Source organism: Photorhabdus laumondii subsp. laumondii (assembly GCF_003343245.1).
Classification (GTDB): domain Bacteria; phylum Pseudomonadota; class Gammaproteobacteria; order Enterobacterales; family Enterobacteriaceae; genus Photorhabdus; species Photorhabdus laumondii.
Map to the genome: position 1 here is coordinate 3984840 of NZ_CP024901.1, position 15780 is coordinate 4000619.

General features: G+C 34.1%; 15 protein-coding genes. 2 read left to right on the forward strand and 13 right to left on the reverse strand.

Annotated features, from left to right (window positions below; genetic code table 11):
* Positions 1–113 precede the first annotated feature (113 nt).
* A complete protein-coding gene (locus tag PluTT01m_RS17315; RefSeq protein ID WP_011144854.1) occupies positions 114–1127 on the forward strand; it encodes an IS630-like element ISPlu10 family transposase in 1014 nt (337 codons plus the stop codon).
* 20 nt (positions 1128–1147) lie between these two features.
* Here PluTT01m_RS17315 and PluTT01m_RS17320 read toward each other — a convergent pair whose 3' ends face one another.
* The 13 genes from PluTT01m_RS17320 to PluTT01m_RS17390 form a co-directional block, all read right to left on the reverse strand.
* The gene (locus PluTT01m_RS17320) at positions 1148–1477 is read right to left on the reverse strand and encodes a glycosyltransferase family 2 protein (protein WP_011147542.1); all 330 of its coding nucleotides are present in this window, start codon (positions 1475–1477) and stop codon (positions 1148–1150) included.
* Positions 1478–1502: 25 nt separating this feature from the next.
* Positions 1503–2393 (reverse strand): glycosyltransferase family 2 protein, encoded by an 891-nt coding sequence (locus tag PluTT01m_RS17325; RefSeq protein WP_011147543.1) that lies wholly within the window; start codon positions 2391–2393, stop codon positions 1503–1505.
* A 37-nt stretch (positions 2394–2430) separates the two neighbouring features.
* Complete coding sequence (locus PluTT01m_RS17330; RefSeq protein ID WP_011147544.1) at positions 2431–3135, reverse strand: hypothetical protein; 705 nt, start codon at positions 3133–3135, stop codon at positions 2431–2433.
* Between the two features lie 6 nt (positions 3136–3141).
* Positions 3142–4386 (reverse strand): glycosyltransferase, encoded by a 1245-nt coding sequence (locus tag PluTT01m_RS17335; protein ID WP_202926183.1) that lies wholly within the window; start codon positions 4384–4386, stop codon positions 3142–3144.
* 238 nt (positions 4387–4624) lie between these two features.
* Positions 4625–5239 (reverse strand): rhomboid family intramembrane serine protease, encoded by a 615-nt coding sequence (locus PluTT01m_RS17340; protein ID WP_011147546.1) that lies wholly within the window; start codon positions 5237–5239, stop codon positions 4625–4627.
* Between the two features lie 21 nt (positions 5240–5260).
* Positions 5261–6370: a hypothetical protein gene (locus tag PluTT01m_RS17345; RefSeq protein ID WP_011147547.1), complete on the reverse strand. Its 1110-nt coding sequence runs from the start codon at positions 6368–6370 to the stop codon at positions 5261–5263.
* 488 nt (positions 6371–6858) lie between these two features.
* Complete coding sequence (locus PluTT01m_RS17360) at positions 6859–8238, reverse strand: FAD-binding oxidoreductase (protein WP_228957266.1); 1380 nt, start codon at positions 8236–8238, stop codon at positions 6859–6861.
* A 235-nt stretch (positions 8239–8473) separates the two neighbouring features.
* Positions 8474–9004, reverse strand: coding sequence for an isopentenyl-diphosphate Delta-isomerase (gene idi, locus PluTT01m_RS17365; protein WP_011147549.1), 531 nt, complete (start codon positions 9002–9004; stop codon positions 8474–8476).
* A gap of 15 nt (positions 9005–9019) precedes the next feature.
* On the reverse strand, positions 9020–9763 hold the full coding sequence (locus PluTT01m_RS17370; protein WP_011147550.1) for a geranylgeranylglyceryl/heptaprenylglyceryl phosphate synthase: 744 nt from the start codon (positions 9761–9763) through the stop codon (positions 9020–9022).
* A gap of 246 nt (positions 9764–10009) precedes the next feature.
* Positions 10010–11149, reverse strand: a complete 1140-nt coding sequence (locus PluTT01m_RS17375; RefSeq protein ID WP_011147551.1) for a hypothetical protein — start codon at positions 11147–11149, stop codon at positions 10010–10012.
* Between the two features lies 1 nt (position 11150).
* The gene (locus tag PluTT01m_RS17380) at positions 11151–11999 is read right to left on the reverse strand and encodes a radical SAM/SPASM domain-containing protein (protein ID WP_011147552.1); all 849 of its coding nucleotides are present in this window, start codon (positions 11997–11999) and stop codon (positions 11151–11153) included.
* A 699-nt stretch (positions 12000–12698) separates the two neighbouring features.
* Positions 12699–13286 (reverse strand): ankyrin repeat domain-containing protein, encoded by a 588-nt coding sequence (locus tag PluTT01m_RS17385; RefSeq protein ID WP_011147553.1) that lies wholly within the window; start codon positions 13284–13286, stop codon positions 12699–12701.
* Positions 13287–13301: 15 nt separating this feature from the next.
* Positions 13302–14318 carry a Tle-like phospholipase domain-containing protein gene (locus PluTT01m_RS17390; RefSeq protein WP_011147554.1) on the reverse strand — a complete coding sequence of 339 codons (1017 nt, stop codon included), beginning with the start codon at positions 14316–14318 and terminating at the stop codon, positions 13302–13304.
* A 758-nt stretch (positions 14319–15076) separates the two neighbouring features.
* Between PluTT01m_RS17390 and ung the strand changes: the two genes are divergently transcribed.
* Positions 15077–15757 (forward strand): uracil-DNA glycosylase, encoded by a 681-nt coding sequence (gene ung / locus PluTT01m_RS17395; RefSeq protein WP_011147555.1) that lies wholly within the window; start codon positions 15077–15079, stop codon positions 15755–15757.
* Positions 15758–15780: the final 23 nt, after the last annotated feature.

Here is a 15780-nt window from a genome sequence, read left to right on the forward strand (position 1 = left end):
TACAGGCAATCTAAATAACTTTTCAAAATAGTAGAACACTTGGAGGGAACTCAGTCCAATTTTTGCAATCTGATCAATTGTAGATAATCCCAAACCACTAAACGGACTGAGTTATGCCTATCATAGCACCTATACCCCGCAATGAACGACGCCAGATGAAAAAAATTATCCAGAACACCCGAGATAAAGATTATGCTCGCAGGCTCATGGCCATATTGATGCTGCATCGAGGCGAGTCTGTCTCTCTGGTCGCCAAAACCCTTTGCGCCAGTCGTTCTTCTGTCTATCGCTGGATAAACTGGTTGACTTTATATGGTCTGGAAGGACTCAAAAGCCTGCCTGTGGGCAGACCCGCTGTCTGGAATTTAATCCCGCTTTATCCTTTACTGTCTTTTTTATTGCAATATTCTCCCCAGCAATTGGGCTGCCTGCGTTCTCGCTGGAGTCTTGAGTTTTTTATAATTAAAATCAATGAATTATTAAACATAAAATTATCCATCAGTACCTTCTATCGTTACTTACATAAAATGGGTATCGTGTGGCGAAGGGCAGCCCCGACGCTTAAATTACCCGATCCCGAGTACCATGAAAAAATGGCGAAAATTACCGAGGCATTGTCAACGTGTTCAGAAAAACATCCCGTTTTTTATGAAGATGAAGTCGACATCGAGCTGAATCCAAAAATCGGGGCTGACTGGTATTTAAAAGGGCAACAGAAACGTATAGTGACACCAGGAAAAAACCAAAAACATTATTTTGCAGGTTGCCTGAATGTTCAAACGGGAAAAGTGACTTATGCTGACGGGTTAAATAAGAATTCTCAGTTATTTATCAATGTATTGGAAGAACTTGAACGCCAGTATTGTCATGCTGAAACCCTCACTTTGATTTTGGATAATTACAGTATCCATAAAAGCCGACGGGTCAGAGATTGGCTGGCTTGTCATCCTAAATTTAATCTGTTGTTTTTACCTGTTTATTCACCCTGGCTGAATAAAATTGAGCGTCTGTGGCAATCCTTACATGAAACGGTGACACGAAATCATGGCTGTCAGTATATGTGGCAATTGCTTGAGAAAGTGAAAACGTTTTTAAATTCATGTCCCTACAGGAATAGCAGAGAATAAAAAGAGTGAGTGTATTATAATTATGAAAAGTTATTTAGTCTCATTGGTACAGAATAGTCATCTGCATCATGAAAGGTTATAAATTCAGTATCAATTCTATTGATGATATTATTTTTCAATCGATAAGTCCCGACATTAACATCACTCCTAAACAACCTGATATTTAAATTAGTTTTACTTGCTAAATATTCTAAAACATGTTGGAGCTGTATATAGTTGTCTTCTGATGAATGATCATCAGCAACTAAAATCTGCACATCACTCAAACAAGTTCTCATTATAGACTCAATAGCACTAACAATAAGTATAGGCTGATTATAATGGGGGATTAGTACAGAAACTCTACTCATGTGAGCTACTCATTCAAAATAATTATCAATTATTCAAATTACAATGAACACCTTCAACTACAACTCCAAATTGGCGAAATATCTTTATTAAATAATGTATGTACAGGTTTGGATGCCAAAAGAAAAAAACAAGCCTCACAATAGTAAATGGAATAATGAGAGCAGTAATCCATACCTTACTCAGGTCATTATTATTAAATATCCTATAATTTGTTCTTCCTACTCTAAAACTTCTTTTTAATACCCAAAAAATATTTGCACGATTTTGGTCATAGAATTCATAGGCCAGTGCATCACGGCAATAGAAACAGCTGATCCCAATTTGCTTTGCTCTATGGAAAAAATCCGTATCCTCTCCTCCTGTAACACCAAAATTCAAGTCAAACAGCTGCTCCTTCATCGATTCATACACTCGGCGTACAATAAATACATTACAAGTGCTAACATTTATATCTTTAGAATCTGATACTAATAAGTCTCGGTAATAAAATGAAACTTTTTCCATCCATTTTCTTTTTTTATCCAAAAAAATAGGATAAGTGTTACCTTGTATCACATCAGAATTTGTCTGTATCTGGCATTCAATAAGTGCATCTAACCACCGAGAACTAACAATCTCATCATCATCAATCATAGCAACTGCATCGCACTTATATGTTTCAAAGGCCAAAGTTAACAGCATATTTCTAACTAATGAGATATTTTTATCTTCAACAAGAATGACATCAATATGGAAATTAAAATCATCTTTGATTTCATTGATCATGTTAAAAGACTCTTTCTGAGAAGAATCGTTATCTGCCACAATGGCAGTATAGTTATTTGATGTCTCTAATTTTTCAATGGATTTCAATAAACGTAATAATGATGAACTACGTTTATAAGTAGGAATAAGAATTGCTACTTGCCGTAACATCCATTACCTCCTAATAAATTTAACGATAATGAAGTCATCATGCTCTATCTTTCTGAATGTATTTTAAATTAAACGTATCTCTTAACCATTTAAAATCATTAATGGTTGATAACAAGAATTCCATATTTTCAATGTTTTCCTCATAAAAATGAGCAGCATCATTAGCTCCTTTTGATATCCAATCACCAAATTCTATCTGAGTATCAATTAAACTCCATGCCGTTAATCTTTCTTTACATATAATATCTTCTTTAGGATTTTTCCTTGGTATACTGAGTTTTATACATTCTCGAAAAGCAGCTCTCCAGGAATGGAAACTGCTTGTGTTAATGACTGTATCTGAAGCAACAATATTGACTACGCGATAATCAGGGCTAAGAGATATGGTCATATCTCCAGAAAAATTTTTAACATCCTGAAACAACCTTTTATTAAATAATTTCACACCTCCATTCCCGTAGCATAAACGATTAACTGAGTTAACACTTCTCCATACATAAGTCGCAGTTGAGCATAAAGGTTCCACTGGTAACTCAAAGTTAAATTCATCTCTAATTTTACTGTCTCCGTCTACAACAAAGAACCATTTAGCCGTTACAGAATCAGAAGCAACTTTATGAGCGTTTAAGATACCATTAACACCATGAATTCTTTTTGCATCAGGAAATCTATTTTTCAAATGATTCCAATTAGATTCAGCACATGGTTCATCATAAGATATAAAGACAATGTCATATTTCATCTGTATTCATCCTTCAGAAAATTCCTCATTAAGTATTATGTTAGCTAAATGTTTACTTTGAATATTAATATTGAATTCATTCATTATTTTTTGATGTGCATTCTCCCTCATAATATTTTTATCTTTTTTACCCAACTCGTCTATATATGATATTTTTTCTGATAAAGCTACAATATCTCCTTCATTGACAAGAAATCCATTAACATTATTTTCAATTAACTCGGTAATCCCGCTATGGTAGGTAGACAAAACTATCTTTTTCATAGCCATTGCCTCCATTAATACCACTGGTATCCCTTCCATGTCACCAGAGTTAGATGTTTTGGATGGAAGTATTAAAACATCTGCGTCTTTCATAAAATTTAAGACTATGTGATGGGGTTGAAAACCATGCATTTTTATATGTTCATTCAAATTAAGTTTTAATATTAATTCATAACAATAATCATTGAGCTCCCCATCGCCAACAATGTCTAAAGTAAATGACACTTCACTGCTTATTCGTGCTAGAGATAACAATAAATCAGGCAATCCTTTTTTTTCTGTCAAACGGCCGACAAAAATTATCTTCATTTTTTCTTTATTAGATTCATTTGGATATAAACATGAAAGAGCATCAATATCGATCCCCAGATGTAGCACCTCAACATTGGTAGGATGACATCCTAGATTGATGATTCTATTACGCATATATTCACAAACTGAAAAAATTTTATTTGCTTGCTCAAATAAAATTCCGTAATGATTTCCCAGATCATTAAGACTCTTTTCTTTAGTCATTTCATATGCATGTAATACACTATATAGTGCACTCTTAATATATCCATATTTTTTCAATTGTGCCGCCATGATACTAGCCATACCAAAATGGCTTATAACGATATCATTAGGTTTTATTTGTGACGGATTGGATAGAAATTTAAAAAGCAAGCGCTTACGGTAACAATTTCGTTTAAATAAACTCATTCGAGAAAAGAAATAACCAGAGGTTATAGAAAAATAAATAAACTTAAATATTGCATATATAGGATGAATGTTTTTTATATCTTCTAGACAAACATAGGGGATTGTAGAATCATTAGCACAGATTGTATCACTAGATTTAGAAACAGATACAACTCTTACATTAAATCCTTCTTTCTTCAAACTGATAATCTGTTGATGTATAAAAGTTTGTGTTAGGACTGGATATTCTTCAAGAAAAAAAACTATATCACGCACAGAAGATCCTTTTCTTTTTATACCCGTCATCTTTCAAGTTGCCTCTTTGTTAGTTGCACTCGCTCACCCCGGTCACAGAGTTATCTATGCTCCCGGGGATTCGCTCCCTTGCCGCCGCAATACACATTGAAATCCATTAGGTATATATAGTTAAACAGAACCACATTAATATAGAAATTATACTGTAATCTATTCCTTTAATTTTTATCACAGCGGGTTTCATAGAAAATTCTCACATTATTAATTTATTCGTGGATAATTATTATTTTCAAATAGCAACATTATCAAAATAAGATTTATTTTTCCTATAGAAAAACAAACTCATTGTAAGCCCAATACAAATAGAAAGAACATGACCAGGCTTAGGATAATGAGCATAAATAAAATCTAAAGCGATTGCCGGCAGCATGGAAAAAACAACAGCAAACTTTAATATACTAGAGGTATGCTCTTTGACAAAAACCAACAGTAATGCAAAGGAAGATACGCCCAAAACAGCTTGTGATGCTCCTGTACCAATATTCCAAGGGTAACTAACAAAGTTAGTGCTATAAAGAGTTCCCAAAGCACCAGAAATAAACCATAAAACTAATAAAAATTTAGATCCAAGATGTTTTTCCAATAAAATTCCCAATATTGAAAGTGATAGCACATTGTAGACCATATGCAGTTGTTTAACATGTATGAACTGGGAAACCAGAAGTCGCCAATACTCAAATTCATATAATCTATTTGGTGTTAACCCTCCATATTTCTCTAGTTCTATAATGCTTATTTTACCGATAAAGCTATCTGTTAATGAATATGAAACAAATGTGGAATAAACAATTGTCACACATACTATAAATACTGTTGTTATAGGCGCTTTTTCAATTTTGAACATTCAATACTTCCTTCATAATCATTACATGACATCACAAATTATATCAGGTAAATCTTTAAGTGTAATATCTATATCATCAATTTCACTTAATTCTATGTTACGCTTAAAGTTAGTTACAATCTCAGGATTATCCAACCATTTTTTTATTATACCAGGCCCATTAGATTGATTTTCAAAACAAAAACCAAATTTTCTTTTGTTTGTCAACTCCACTATCCATCTTTCCATTGGTAACCCTGAGAAATGTATTAGAACTGGTAAATTGAATCTAATTGATTCCAATACTGTGTTTGGACCAGATTTGGAGTATAGAAATGATCTGCTGTTTGTTGAAGCCTCTAGTATCAGTTTTAGATAATCCTTATTAGCTAATGTATTATAAATGCATGCTCTATCTGCATACTTCCTATTTAAATCTATGCATTCATCATACAATTTCTTATTCGAAATAATAACCATGAATATTTTAGGTTTCGACGGATGTTCGAAAGAAGTTTTTAATACATCAAAATAACCTTCTTCACATCCATTGCAGAGAATTAAAATAGAAGGAATGTCCTGCTGATCGATTTGATAGTTTGAAACTGGCTTAAATAATGGAACAGTCTCTAGTCTATGAAATTTTTCAACCATATCAGAATTTGGGTAATAATTTGTCGTTCTAATCGTCAAATCACTACTAAAATGTTGATGTATTTTAATATCTAACAAACCAGGATTAGTTATGAAGTTCACTGTTTTGAAATCAAAATAGAATTTTTCTTTGAATGCATGGACTATTTTTGCGATAACACCTTTCGTCGATATAATTAACGATGGAAAATCATTTTCAATGACACTCGATAATGATTCATTTAATACTTGCTCATTATTGAAATTACTAATCCACAAACCAATATCATCTATCAACTCATCATATAGCTTCAATTTAATGTGAGGATCATAGTAACTTGCAGAAATCTCTTGCATTCTTAATCCAAACTTGCTGAACACAGGTACTAATTCATCAAAACAGATTAATTCTGTAGAAAAAAATGCTTTACTAGCTAGTTCTGATTCAATTTTTTTTGCTGCTTCATAATTTCCCATTCTCCCCCAAGTTCTCATGCAAATAATCAATATCTTCTTCATTTAAGTAATATCCCCACAGCAAACTGTTAATATAAACTCAAAATCTCATATAAATTCACAATCTTCACATGATTGAGTTTTAATATATTTTCTATGGACTCCGCCCATATTGCACCGAAGGAGACGCAGCAAAACCGGCTTCATCAAAATAGACCAGACGGTAGTAGCCTAACCGTGCTCCGGCCGTAACTTTATTGAGCAAGGCGATTTTTTAGCAAATTCGGGTTCGTTTATAGGGCCTCTGGCAAGCACGAGCAAGCCCATCCCTCGTGTACGGACGTCCCGGTGCTGGTGATTCAAGGCAAGTTGTTGCAACGTGATTCGTTCAGGCTCAGAAAGGACTATCTACGATGTCATAAAAACAAGTGGAAAGTCAGATTATCGTATTACCCATTATTGCAAGAATGTAGATAATTTATCTGATTAACTTAGTTCATTTCTATACTAATAAAATCAGAATATCTACATGGCATTGATATGCCATATCACTAATACTCCATAAAAAAATCATAATTATTTACAATTCCTTTAGGATCCAAGTGTTTCTTGAGTTCTAAAATTTTCATATAATCATCTCCATATATTTTTATTTTATCTTCATATTTCATTTCATGCCATCCCGCAAGATAAGGCCGACCTTCATTTAAAATACACTCTTCTAATATTTGACTATGCAGTAACTTTAATTTTTCATATTCTTTGCTTTCGTTTCTAGGAAACGTAAAGTACACCCCAACCCCGAATACAATTCCACTCATTTTTTTCGATATCGGCTCAAAAGGAAAGAACTTACTTAAACTAGGACTTTTCTTTAAAATTATAAGAAGCCTACCTTTATTACTTATAAAAACGTCATTGTTAATTACTTTATTTAATAGGAAATTAGCAAAAGCCATAATATTATTCTGATCAACACAATAATCTCCCCAAAGATTAACATAGTCTCTATTCCAGAGATCATGCCTATAGGCACCAAATGTTCTTCCTCTATAATCTCTTACTGAATGGTATTTGTAGCCAATACACCCTGTCACTTGACATTCTAATACCTTATTAACAATATTAATCTGATCAGAATTATTGCTGAGAACCATATTAACATAGTATTTTCTTCGGTATAATTGACATGTGACAGCTTCAATATTCAGATTGGAATATTCAGATATCAATATCAGAAAACTCAGTAAATGAAGAATTCCATCAAACTCTATCACATAAAGTATGTTCTCTACTCTTAATGGAATTGCTTCAAAAGTCACATCTTCAATAATACCAAGTATTCCTAATGATGCGAGTCCAAAATTATAAAGTTCGGAATTTGAATCTTCTGAACATCTATGCCTTTTTCCATCAGGTGTTATTAGCGTATACGATTGAATACATGATGCCTGACTGCCATATAGATATGAATCTTCTCCATATCCACCAACAGAAAGTGTTCCTCCAACAGTCGTATCAGGATGCCTAGTCAAGATAGGAAATGATAAGCCATTTTTTCTCAAAAAACACTCAACAGACAACCATGTTTCAAAAGCTGAAACTTTAAACTTATATTCATCTATTTTTTCAAATACCGGATTTTCGACTGATACTACTAATACAATTCCCTTTGAAAGCGATTGTGTACCAAAAGAATGCCCAACACCACGTATATTTATTGGTATCTCATTTATATTACAATAGTGAATTATATCTATTATTGAATCTGTATTTTTCACACAGACAACAGCAAGCGGTGGTATTGAATACATTCCACCAAAGTTTGTACAAAATGTTGATAAATATTCTTCCATCAATATGACATAAACTCCATGCAATTGATTAAGATCATTATAAATTGTCTTTTTTTCATGCCAAGTAGTATTCATTATTCCAGAACCTGATTTTATTCCATAGTTAGAAACCAAGGTATACTTTTATAAAAACCTATCAAAATAGAGGATATTTCGTATCATGCAGACTTATAGTATATTCTTGATTAAATGCCTTATATACCCGACGGCAAGGAAGCGAATTCCCGGGAGCATAGCGAACTATGTGACCGGGGTGAACGAGTGCAGCCAACAAAGAAGCAACTTGAAAGATGACGGGTATACATGCTAATTAGCACAATTTATCAAAGTGGTTCTGTAATATATCTGCCCACTCTTTCTTGAACCAAGGCGTACAAAACTCTTCATTATTATGAATATATTCTTGGACATCTTTAATATTAATAAAAAATCCTGCTGATACTTCTTTTGGGTTTTCCGTTGGTGGTGTATCAGTAAAAACAACAAAGACATGACATAATTCATGTTCATATCCTACATCTTTATATTTTTCTTTATATTGGAACTTATATAAAAATTTTGGTTCTTCATTTATTACAATACCGAGTTCTTCTTCCGCACGTCTCATCACAGCATGAGAAATTTCTTCATCCGGTCTCGGGTGACTGCAATATGAGTTAGACCAATATCCAGGCCAGAGTAATTTAGACTGTGCTCTCTGCTGAATGTATACCTCATTTTTTGAATTAATAATAAAGCAGGAAAAGGCACGGTGAAGATGATCACCGTTTAAATGAGCGTCTATCTTATTAATGCATCCAACTCTGTTATCATTCTCATCGACTAAAACTACATTTTCCATATTAGAGACTCCTCATTAATATATTCTTTCTTTATTTAATATGTTTATAGCATTGTTATTCCAATTGACTTCTTCAAATGTAGTTCCAATTGAAATAAAATCAGCACCAGAATATAACAGGTTATTTACCTGCTCAGTGTTTGATATTCCTCCACTAACAAACAACAGTGTATTATCTCCAACAATAAACTTTACAAAACTGCATATTTCATTAGAAATAACGCTGTTTCTTGAGTAAAGGTAAAAAACCTTCAATAAATTGAAATCTATACCTTCCAATGCTCTAGCAATACTTTCTGTTGAGTGATCTACAGTCTTTGAATAAACAAATTTTTGAGACTTTTTATCATTACCTAGAACAAGAGCAGCAGAACTGATTAAACAGTTGTCACCATACTTTTCAATACTCTGCTTGATGGACTCTCTCTCTAATGATAAAGAGCTATAGTATTCCACATTGGAATTTATCACTGATGTGGCAAAAAATGCATCTGCGTGAGGTGATGAAGGAAATCCGTTTGGTTTCTGAGGAGGAAAATGCGTTATGATCGGGATGGTTTTAATCTTTGATGCGGCAGCTATAAAGGGAGACACTTTCATCTCAAAGTTTTCACAATCCGTACTAGCTATTATACAAAAAGGAGCATATTTTTGAAAAGTTAATAATCTATTTATATTTATTTCATAATTAAACTTAAATGGATCGAGGATAGGGATTATTGACTTTCTACATGAAGACATATATTTACAAATATCCATAGTAAACCCTATTTTGACGTTATTAATTTAATGACCTAAATAGCTTTTCATAATACCGATACAGTTGGTCTATTTGATTAATATTCAAGCAGTGCAAGTCTGGTGCCTGATAGGCTGCAACAATTACGCCTATTGAGATAGGCTCTAACTCATCGCTCTGCTATGCATACAACTCCTGCTACACAAGGTGTTATACGAAGTGGAGCCCTATTTTGGAAAGTTATTTAGTTTGACAAAACAATTTTATTAATCAAATAAAGATTTTTTTTCCTTCAAACTTTCAGTTTTTTCCCAAGAATATGCAGACCATGCTATTTCTCTTAACGGATTTCCTGAAAATCTTCTAAAAAACAACTCAATCAATATGATTACATGCCATATTAAGAATATAAATTTAAGTATACTTTTTATAATCTTATCTTTAATAGGTATATTGATAAACATGGCTGGGAACAACCCATTGAACTGAACTTCTTTTAAATAATACAAGCACTTATCCAATGGATAATCAGCACAATAAACTACAGTGCTAATAATGGATCTACGTATACGGAAATATGTATCTTTGACATTCCCTCCAACATAATGTTGACATATAGACTCTTCCACGATCCTCATATTATTTTGAGGATTTTCTAATTTCATGTCTAATAATTCAAAAAAGAAAAAACCATCATCACAAATATATCTGGCAGGAATCAAGTTTTTTATTGATGAGACACCTACCATCATACAACAGCCATGTGGATATTTTGTTTTCTTTGTAGACATTTTATTTTTGGCAAAATTCAAAAATTTTGAAGTAGGATATTTTTTCGGTGTCGGGCATTTCAATGCACCAGAACTCCCTATAAACCCTCTGCGACGAAGATCTTCATACAATTGTAAAAATGCATCATCAGATAGAATAACATCATCATCCATCCATCCAACTGCTGAACAGTTTATCCTTCTTGCTAAAAGAACAGTTTGATTTATTGAATATGCTTTGCTCCTGATATCTGTAAGAAACAATATCAACTTGTCGTAAACCTCATTTTCATTCAAAAGCTTTTGAACACTATCAATAATATCTTCTCTATGACTATAGTTAGATTGAATACTAACCATTAATACAGAATTAAATTTGATGCATTGTTCTATTCCTCTTTGAATTGCTTCTAAGATCTCAGATTTATCACATCGTCCCCATAGTGTCGGCAACAATATGATACTATCTGCATTCTTTATATAAGATAATTGTGCACATTCCTTCAATTCTACTTCATAACAACGCTCATCACTAAAATGTAAATATATATCTTTATGTTTCGAATAATTCCAGTCATTCCCTTTTACATAACATTTGGATACTTGCTTCTGCATTATCTTAAATATATTCATCATCTTATACCCCAACAAAATCACAATATTCACATATTCCGATTCTATTTCTATTCTTTAATTGTTCTCTAATTTCATTTAAATTATTTGAATTCCATATCTCAAGAATGCTTTGGTGGTTAAGATCTCCTATAATGGCCTCTTCCATCCAATCCTGACAGCACAAAACAACAGTACCACTGAATGTTATTGTGAGTTCAGTAAATGGTTTTACACATGAATTATTTAGAAATACCTTCTTTTTTTCACCAATATTTCCAGCACGATTTGTCAAGCTTTCAGAATTATCTCGTGTTACAAATATTAAATTATCAGTAATATTCTCCTCCCATTTTTTTATTTTCTTCAATACTATTTTATCATCAGTATAGTCATTCACTATTAACTCAGCATATTGACCAAGCTCCTTAGCAATTGTTTCATTTAATAAGGAACCATTTGTCTGAATAATTATTTTTGCATTTGTTTCGTTTTTTATTTTTTGAGCCCAATCTATAATTCTCTTATCCATCAATGGCTCATTTCTAAAAAACAAACTGATATAACCATTAAAGTCTTTTAACTGCTCCACTATTTTATCAAATAGTTCTTGCTGCATTTTCCCTTGTTTCATTTTGACTTTATTTGTGGGACAAAATGAGCAGGAATAGTTACAGCCACTTCTTGTTTCTATTTGTATAATCTTAGGGAAATCTGGCACATCTAATTTACTACTTATTAGCTTAGATAAAAATGACTCTATGAATTTTGATTTGATATACTTCCTATTTATACCACTAATTGTGTTTAGAACACCTTTTCTTTTTATTCGACTAAAAACATAGCGGATTTTTTCTTTATTTATAAGATTCATCTCAGTAAAATATCCTCTTTATAAATTTCGACTCAATATATTAAGTTAATAAGATAAATTATCTGCATTCTTGTTATATACCCGTCATCTTTCAAGTTGCTTCTTTGTTGGCTGCACTCACTCACCCCGGTCACATAGTTCTCTATGCTCCCGGGGATTCGCTCCCTTGCCGCCGCGATGCATCTTGAAATCCATAGGGTATAATTAATATAATAATCTGACTTTCCGCCTGTTTTTATAAAATCGAAGATAGTCCTTTCTGAGCCTGAACACAACTGTAGGTATAGGAATAAAATCATGACATACGCTACCGCTCATGGATTACAGGCTCCAAAATCCTAGACAGTTACCCAGTAGTTATAGAATTCGTTTTTCCTCTAAATAACTAATTAATGGAAATTTAAAGAAACATTCCATTAATCCAGAAATCAGCGTAGGGTAGATCACGAATAATTAACATTTATACTTAATTATTAAGATTAGTTTAAGATTTTTAAAATGCAAACGTGATGAAAAATAAATTTATGTGAGAACCTCTAAATACTTCCCTTAGTCGCGAAATTGAGCAAAATACAAACAATGTCGTTCCTGACAAGGTAACTTCATCATGATGACTCGCTGTTCTCAGCAAAAATATCCGGTAAAAAGAGGCCAGTCAGCTTAACTGACTGGCATTAGGCCAAATCGCCCGTTTTTATCTTACTTCAAATAATATCGGCTGACTTGCTGAGCTTTCAGCCAATGATTAACTTCATCATATTCCGCTTGCATCTCATAACTTCGCGCTTTTAGCGGTGTGAGATTGAAATACATCTGGAACGTTGATTGTTGTTTGTTTTGCAATTTAGGATCAGCGCCTGACTTCAACAATATCAGTGCCAGTTCCGGCGAATTAATTTTGGCTGCAATATGTAACGGCGTATCCCCAATCCGATTAGCCTGATTGGGATTAGCACCAGCGACCAACAGTAATTCAACCTGCATTTTTCTCCCTACCTGAACCGCAACATGTAAAGGTGTTGCTAAGGTTGCAGGATGCATAATATTCACATCCGGCGCGACGGATAATAAAGATTTGAGATAATCAGGATTGTTGATTTTTGCAGCCGTATGCAAAGCACTTTCTTGTTGCAAACCAGGTTGAGTAGGATCAGCGCCCTCCTTCAGCAAATTATTAATATCATCCATTTGCTGATTGAATATCGCCCATTGTAACGGAGTTATATTTTCTTTACCCCGCTGATAATCTAGTTCCGATTCAGGCTCAATTACTTCATTAATTTTCATCACACTTCTCTTTAATTATGCAGAAACACTCAGATCCGGTTCATTAAGCATGACTAGAGATTCTTCTTGCTGTTCATCATTTAAAGATGACCAAGGTTTGTATATCGTTAATAATTCCAGCACCTTTTCAAGAGAATGTGCTTTTAATCCACGTATCAGATTATGAGGAAACCCCTGACCTGACTCTCCTGAATCATCATTATATTTCAGTAAGATTTTATGTCCTATTGGCTGAGATACTGGCAGTTTCTGTTGTAATGCATCAAGTAAATCATGCTCCACAACATAATGGCGCACCAATCCATTTTCAGCGATAGCCCTACCCTCTTGGGGTGAAAAACCCAAATTTTTCATCATATTGTCAGAAACACCGGCTGAATTAAATATTACCGCAGGCTTTCCAACTGATAATGCGGCTGTCGCGGCTAATCCACCTCCCAAAGAGTGCCCAGTAAATAACAAGTTTTCCCCAAATGCTATTCTGGCAGTGCGAGCTAAATCAATTGCTTGATGATATTGAGCCTCATCAAATCCAAAACCTTGTCGTAAATTAGTTAATATATCCTTCAAATCATTAGTGCCCACAAAAGCCACTATATAGAGATCGTCATTCCGATAAATACCTGCCTGAAAACCTGTTGTTTTATCCCTTAAATTTGCCGGTTCTATTCCTGCCTTTAATAATTCACCATCAGAAAGACGAATATAATCACCTATTCCCATCGTGGTGCTTATGTAGACATCATCAGAAATTAAGGTCAACATATAATCAATTTCATGAGATTGCTTACCACTAATTTGTTCAGACTTAATTCCTGTGATTGACTTTAAATTAAGGTTAATACTCTGTTCATTAATTAATGATTGATAGACTCTATTATTTTGTTTAGTCGTTTCCGAGAGGGAAAAAACTTCTGTAGTCGCTTTTTCAATATTTTGGTCTGGAACAGAAGGCGGTGTAACAAGTTGAAGATTATTTAAAACGGGAAAACTTGAATCGACTGATAGATTCATTTCAATTGATAAACTCATAAAATTCCCCTAAGGATAGCTGAAAATAATCGACGATTTAATCAGTACAACTCATCTATCGGCAGGGAATGCCATTGGGTTAAATCAATGTTTAAATTTTGTTAACAAAATTAATCAACTGTGATTCTGCTCTCTGATAACAGCGAAATTCCTACCTATTATTTGCCAATAAATAGCCAGAAAAGAGTCAAAGGAACTGACTGTTTACAACACATACCGTTTTGGTTTCATACGATATTCAAACAACGATCCAGCTTATTCTTAACCACAATCTGGTTTTCATGCATTGAATGCTAGCAATCATTTCGCACAATCAACCAAACTATCAATGAGTTATCTTGGTTATTTGCTCAAGCCAATATGTCTCATTCCTATATATACCCTATGGATTTCAAGATGCATTGCGGCGGCAAGGGAGCGAATCCCCGGGAGCATAGAGAACTATGTGACCGGGGTGAGAGAGTGCAGCCAACAAAGAGGCAACTTGAAGGATAACGGGTATATCCACACAAATGAGGATACTCATTGATTCAGAACAGTTAATTTCATATAGTTACTATAAAACATACTGCTACCTTATGTTTTAAATACGTTTTTATAACTAACCACACAGCAATTCTTTGGGTAAACTTTCAAAAATACTTTACAACATTGAAATAGTTATCAAGAATTTAGTTTTAGTGTGCATCAAAGGTTTTCCTCTGATTTTGTAATCGGTAAGCTAACATCCATTTGGTAATCTATAAAAAGGATTTACTATGTCCGCACCTCTCACATGGCACGACGTAATCGGTAACGAGAAAGAACAACCCTATTTTCTCGACACACTAGCCTATGTCGCAAAAGAACGTCAGGCAGGTAAAACCATTTATCCGCCACAACAGGATGTATTTAATGCATTCCGCTACACCGAATTGGCTGATATTAAAGTGGTGATACTTGGGCAAGACCCATACCATGGCCCTAATCAGGCACATGGCCTCTCTTTTTCTGTGCAACCGGGTATTCCTGCACCACCGTCTCTGGTTAATATGTACAAAGAGCTGGCATCCGATATACCTGACTTCCAGCATCCAAATCACGGTTGCCTAATCAGTTGGGCTAAACAAGGGGTGTTACTACTCAATACCGTACTCACCGTAGAACGTGGTAATGCACACTCCCACGCGAATCTGGGTTGGGAAACTTTCACTGATAAAGTCATTGCCGCTATCAATGAGCACCGTTCAGGCGTCGTTTTTCTGCTTTGGGGATCCCATGCTCAGAAAAAGGGCTACTTTATTGACGCTAATAAACACCATGTTCTCAAAGCACCCCATCCATCGCCACTATCTGCCCACAGAGGGTTCTTTGGCTGTCAACACTTTTCAAAGGCCAATACATTGCTAGAAAAACAAGGCATCGCGCCAATTAATTGGACACCTGAGTTGCCACAGTAAAAAAATGCCGCCCCAGTTGGAGC

Coding starts and splice junctions, on each gene's coding strand:
- PluTT01m_RS17345 (WP_011147547.1), bottom strand. CDS start 6,370: ATGAAGAAGATATTGATTATTTGCATGAGAACTTGGGGGAGAATGGGA.
- PluTT01m_RS17380 (WP_011147552.1), bottom strand. CDS start 11,999: ATGAATCTTATAAATAAAGAAAAAATCCGCTATGTTTTTAGTCGAATA.
- ung (WP_011147555.1), top strand. CDS start 15,077: ATGTCCGCACCTCTCACATGGCACGACGTAATCGGTAACGAGAAAGAA.
- PluTT01m_RS17340 (WP_011147546.1), bottom strand. CDS start 5,239: ATGTTCAAAATTGAAAAAGCGCCTATAACAACAGTATTTATAGTATGT.
- PluTT01m_RS17315 (WP_011144854.1), top strand. CDS start 114: ATGCCTATCATAGCACCTATACCCCGCAATGAACGACGCCAGATGAAA.
- PluTT01m_RS17360 (WP_228957266.1), bottom strand. CDS start 8,238: ATGAATACTACTTGGCATGAAAAAAAGACAATTTATAATGATCTTAAT.
- PluTT01m_RS17335 (WP_202926183.1), bottom strand. CDS start 4,386: ATGACGGGTATAAAAAGAAAAGGATCTTCTGTGCGTGATATAGTTTTT.
- PluTT01m_RS17320 (WP_011147542.1), bottom strand. CDS start 1,477: ATGAGTAGAGTTTCTGTACTAATCCCCCATTATAATCAGCCTATACTT.
- PluTT01m_RS17325 (WP_011147543.1), bottom strand. CDS start 2,393: ATGTTACGGCAAGTAGCAATTCTTATTCCTACTTATAAACGTAGTTCA.
- PluTT01m_RS17385 (WP_011147553.1), bottom strand. CDS start 13,286: ATGAAAATTAATGAAGTAATTGAGCCTGAATCGGAACTAGATTATCAG.
- PluTT01m_RS17370 (WP_011147550.1), bottom strand. CDS start 9,763: ATGGATATTTGTAAATATATGTCTTCATGTAGAAAGTCAATAATCCCT.
- PluTT01m_RS17375 (WP_011147551.1), bottom strand. CDS start 11,149: ATGATGAATATATTTAAGATAATGCAGAAGCAAGTATCCAAATGTTAT.
- PluTT01m_RS17330 (WP_011147544.1), bottom strand. CDS start 3,135: ATGAAATATGACATTGTCTTTATATCTTATGATGAACCATGTGCTGAA.
- PluTT01m_RS17390 (WP_011147554.1), bottom strand. CDS start 14,318: ATGAGTTTATCAATTGAAATGAATCTATCAGTCGATTCAAGTTTTCCC.
- idi (WP_011147549.1), bottom strand. CDS start 9,004: ATGGAAAATGTAGTTTTAGTCGATGAGAATGATAACAGAGTTGGATGC.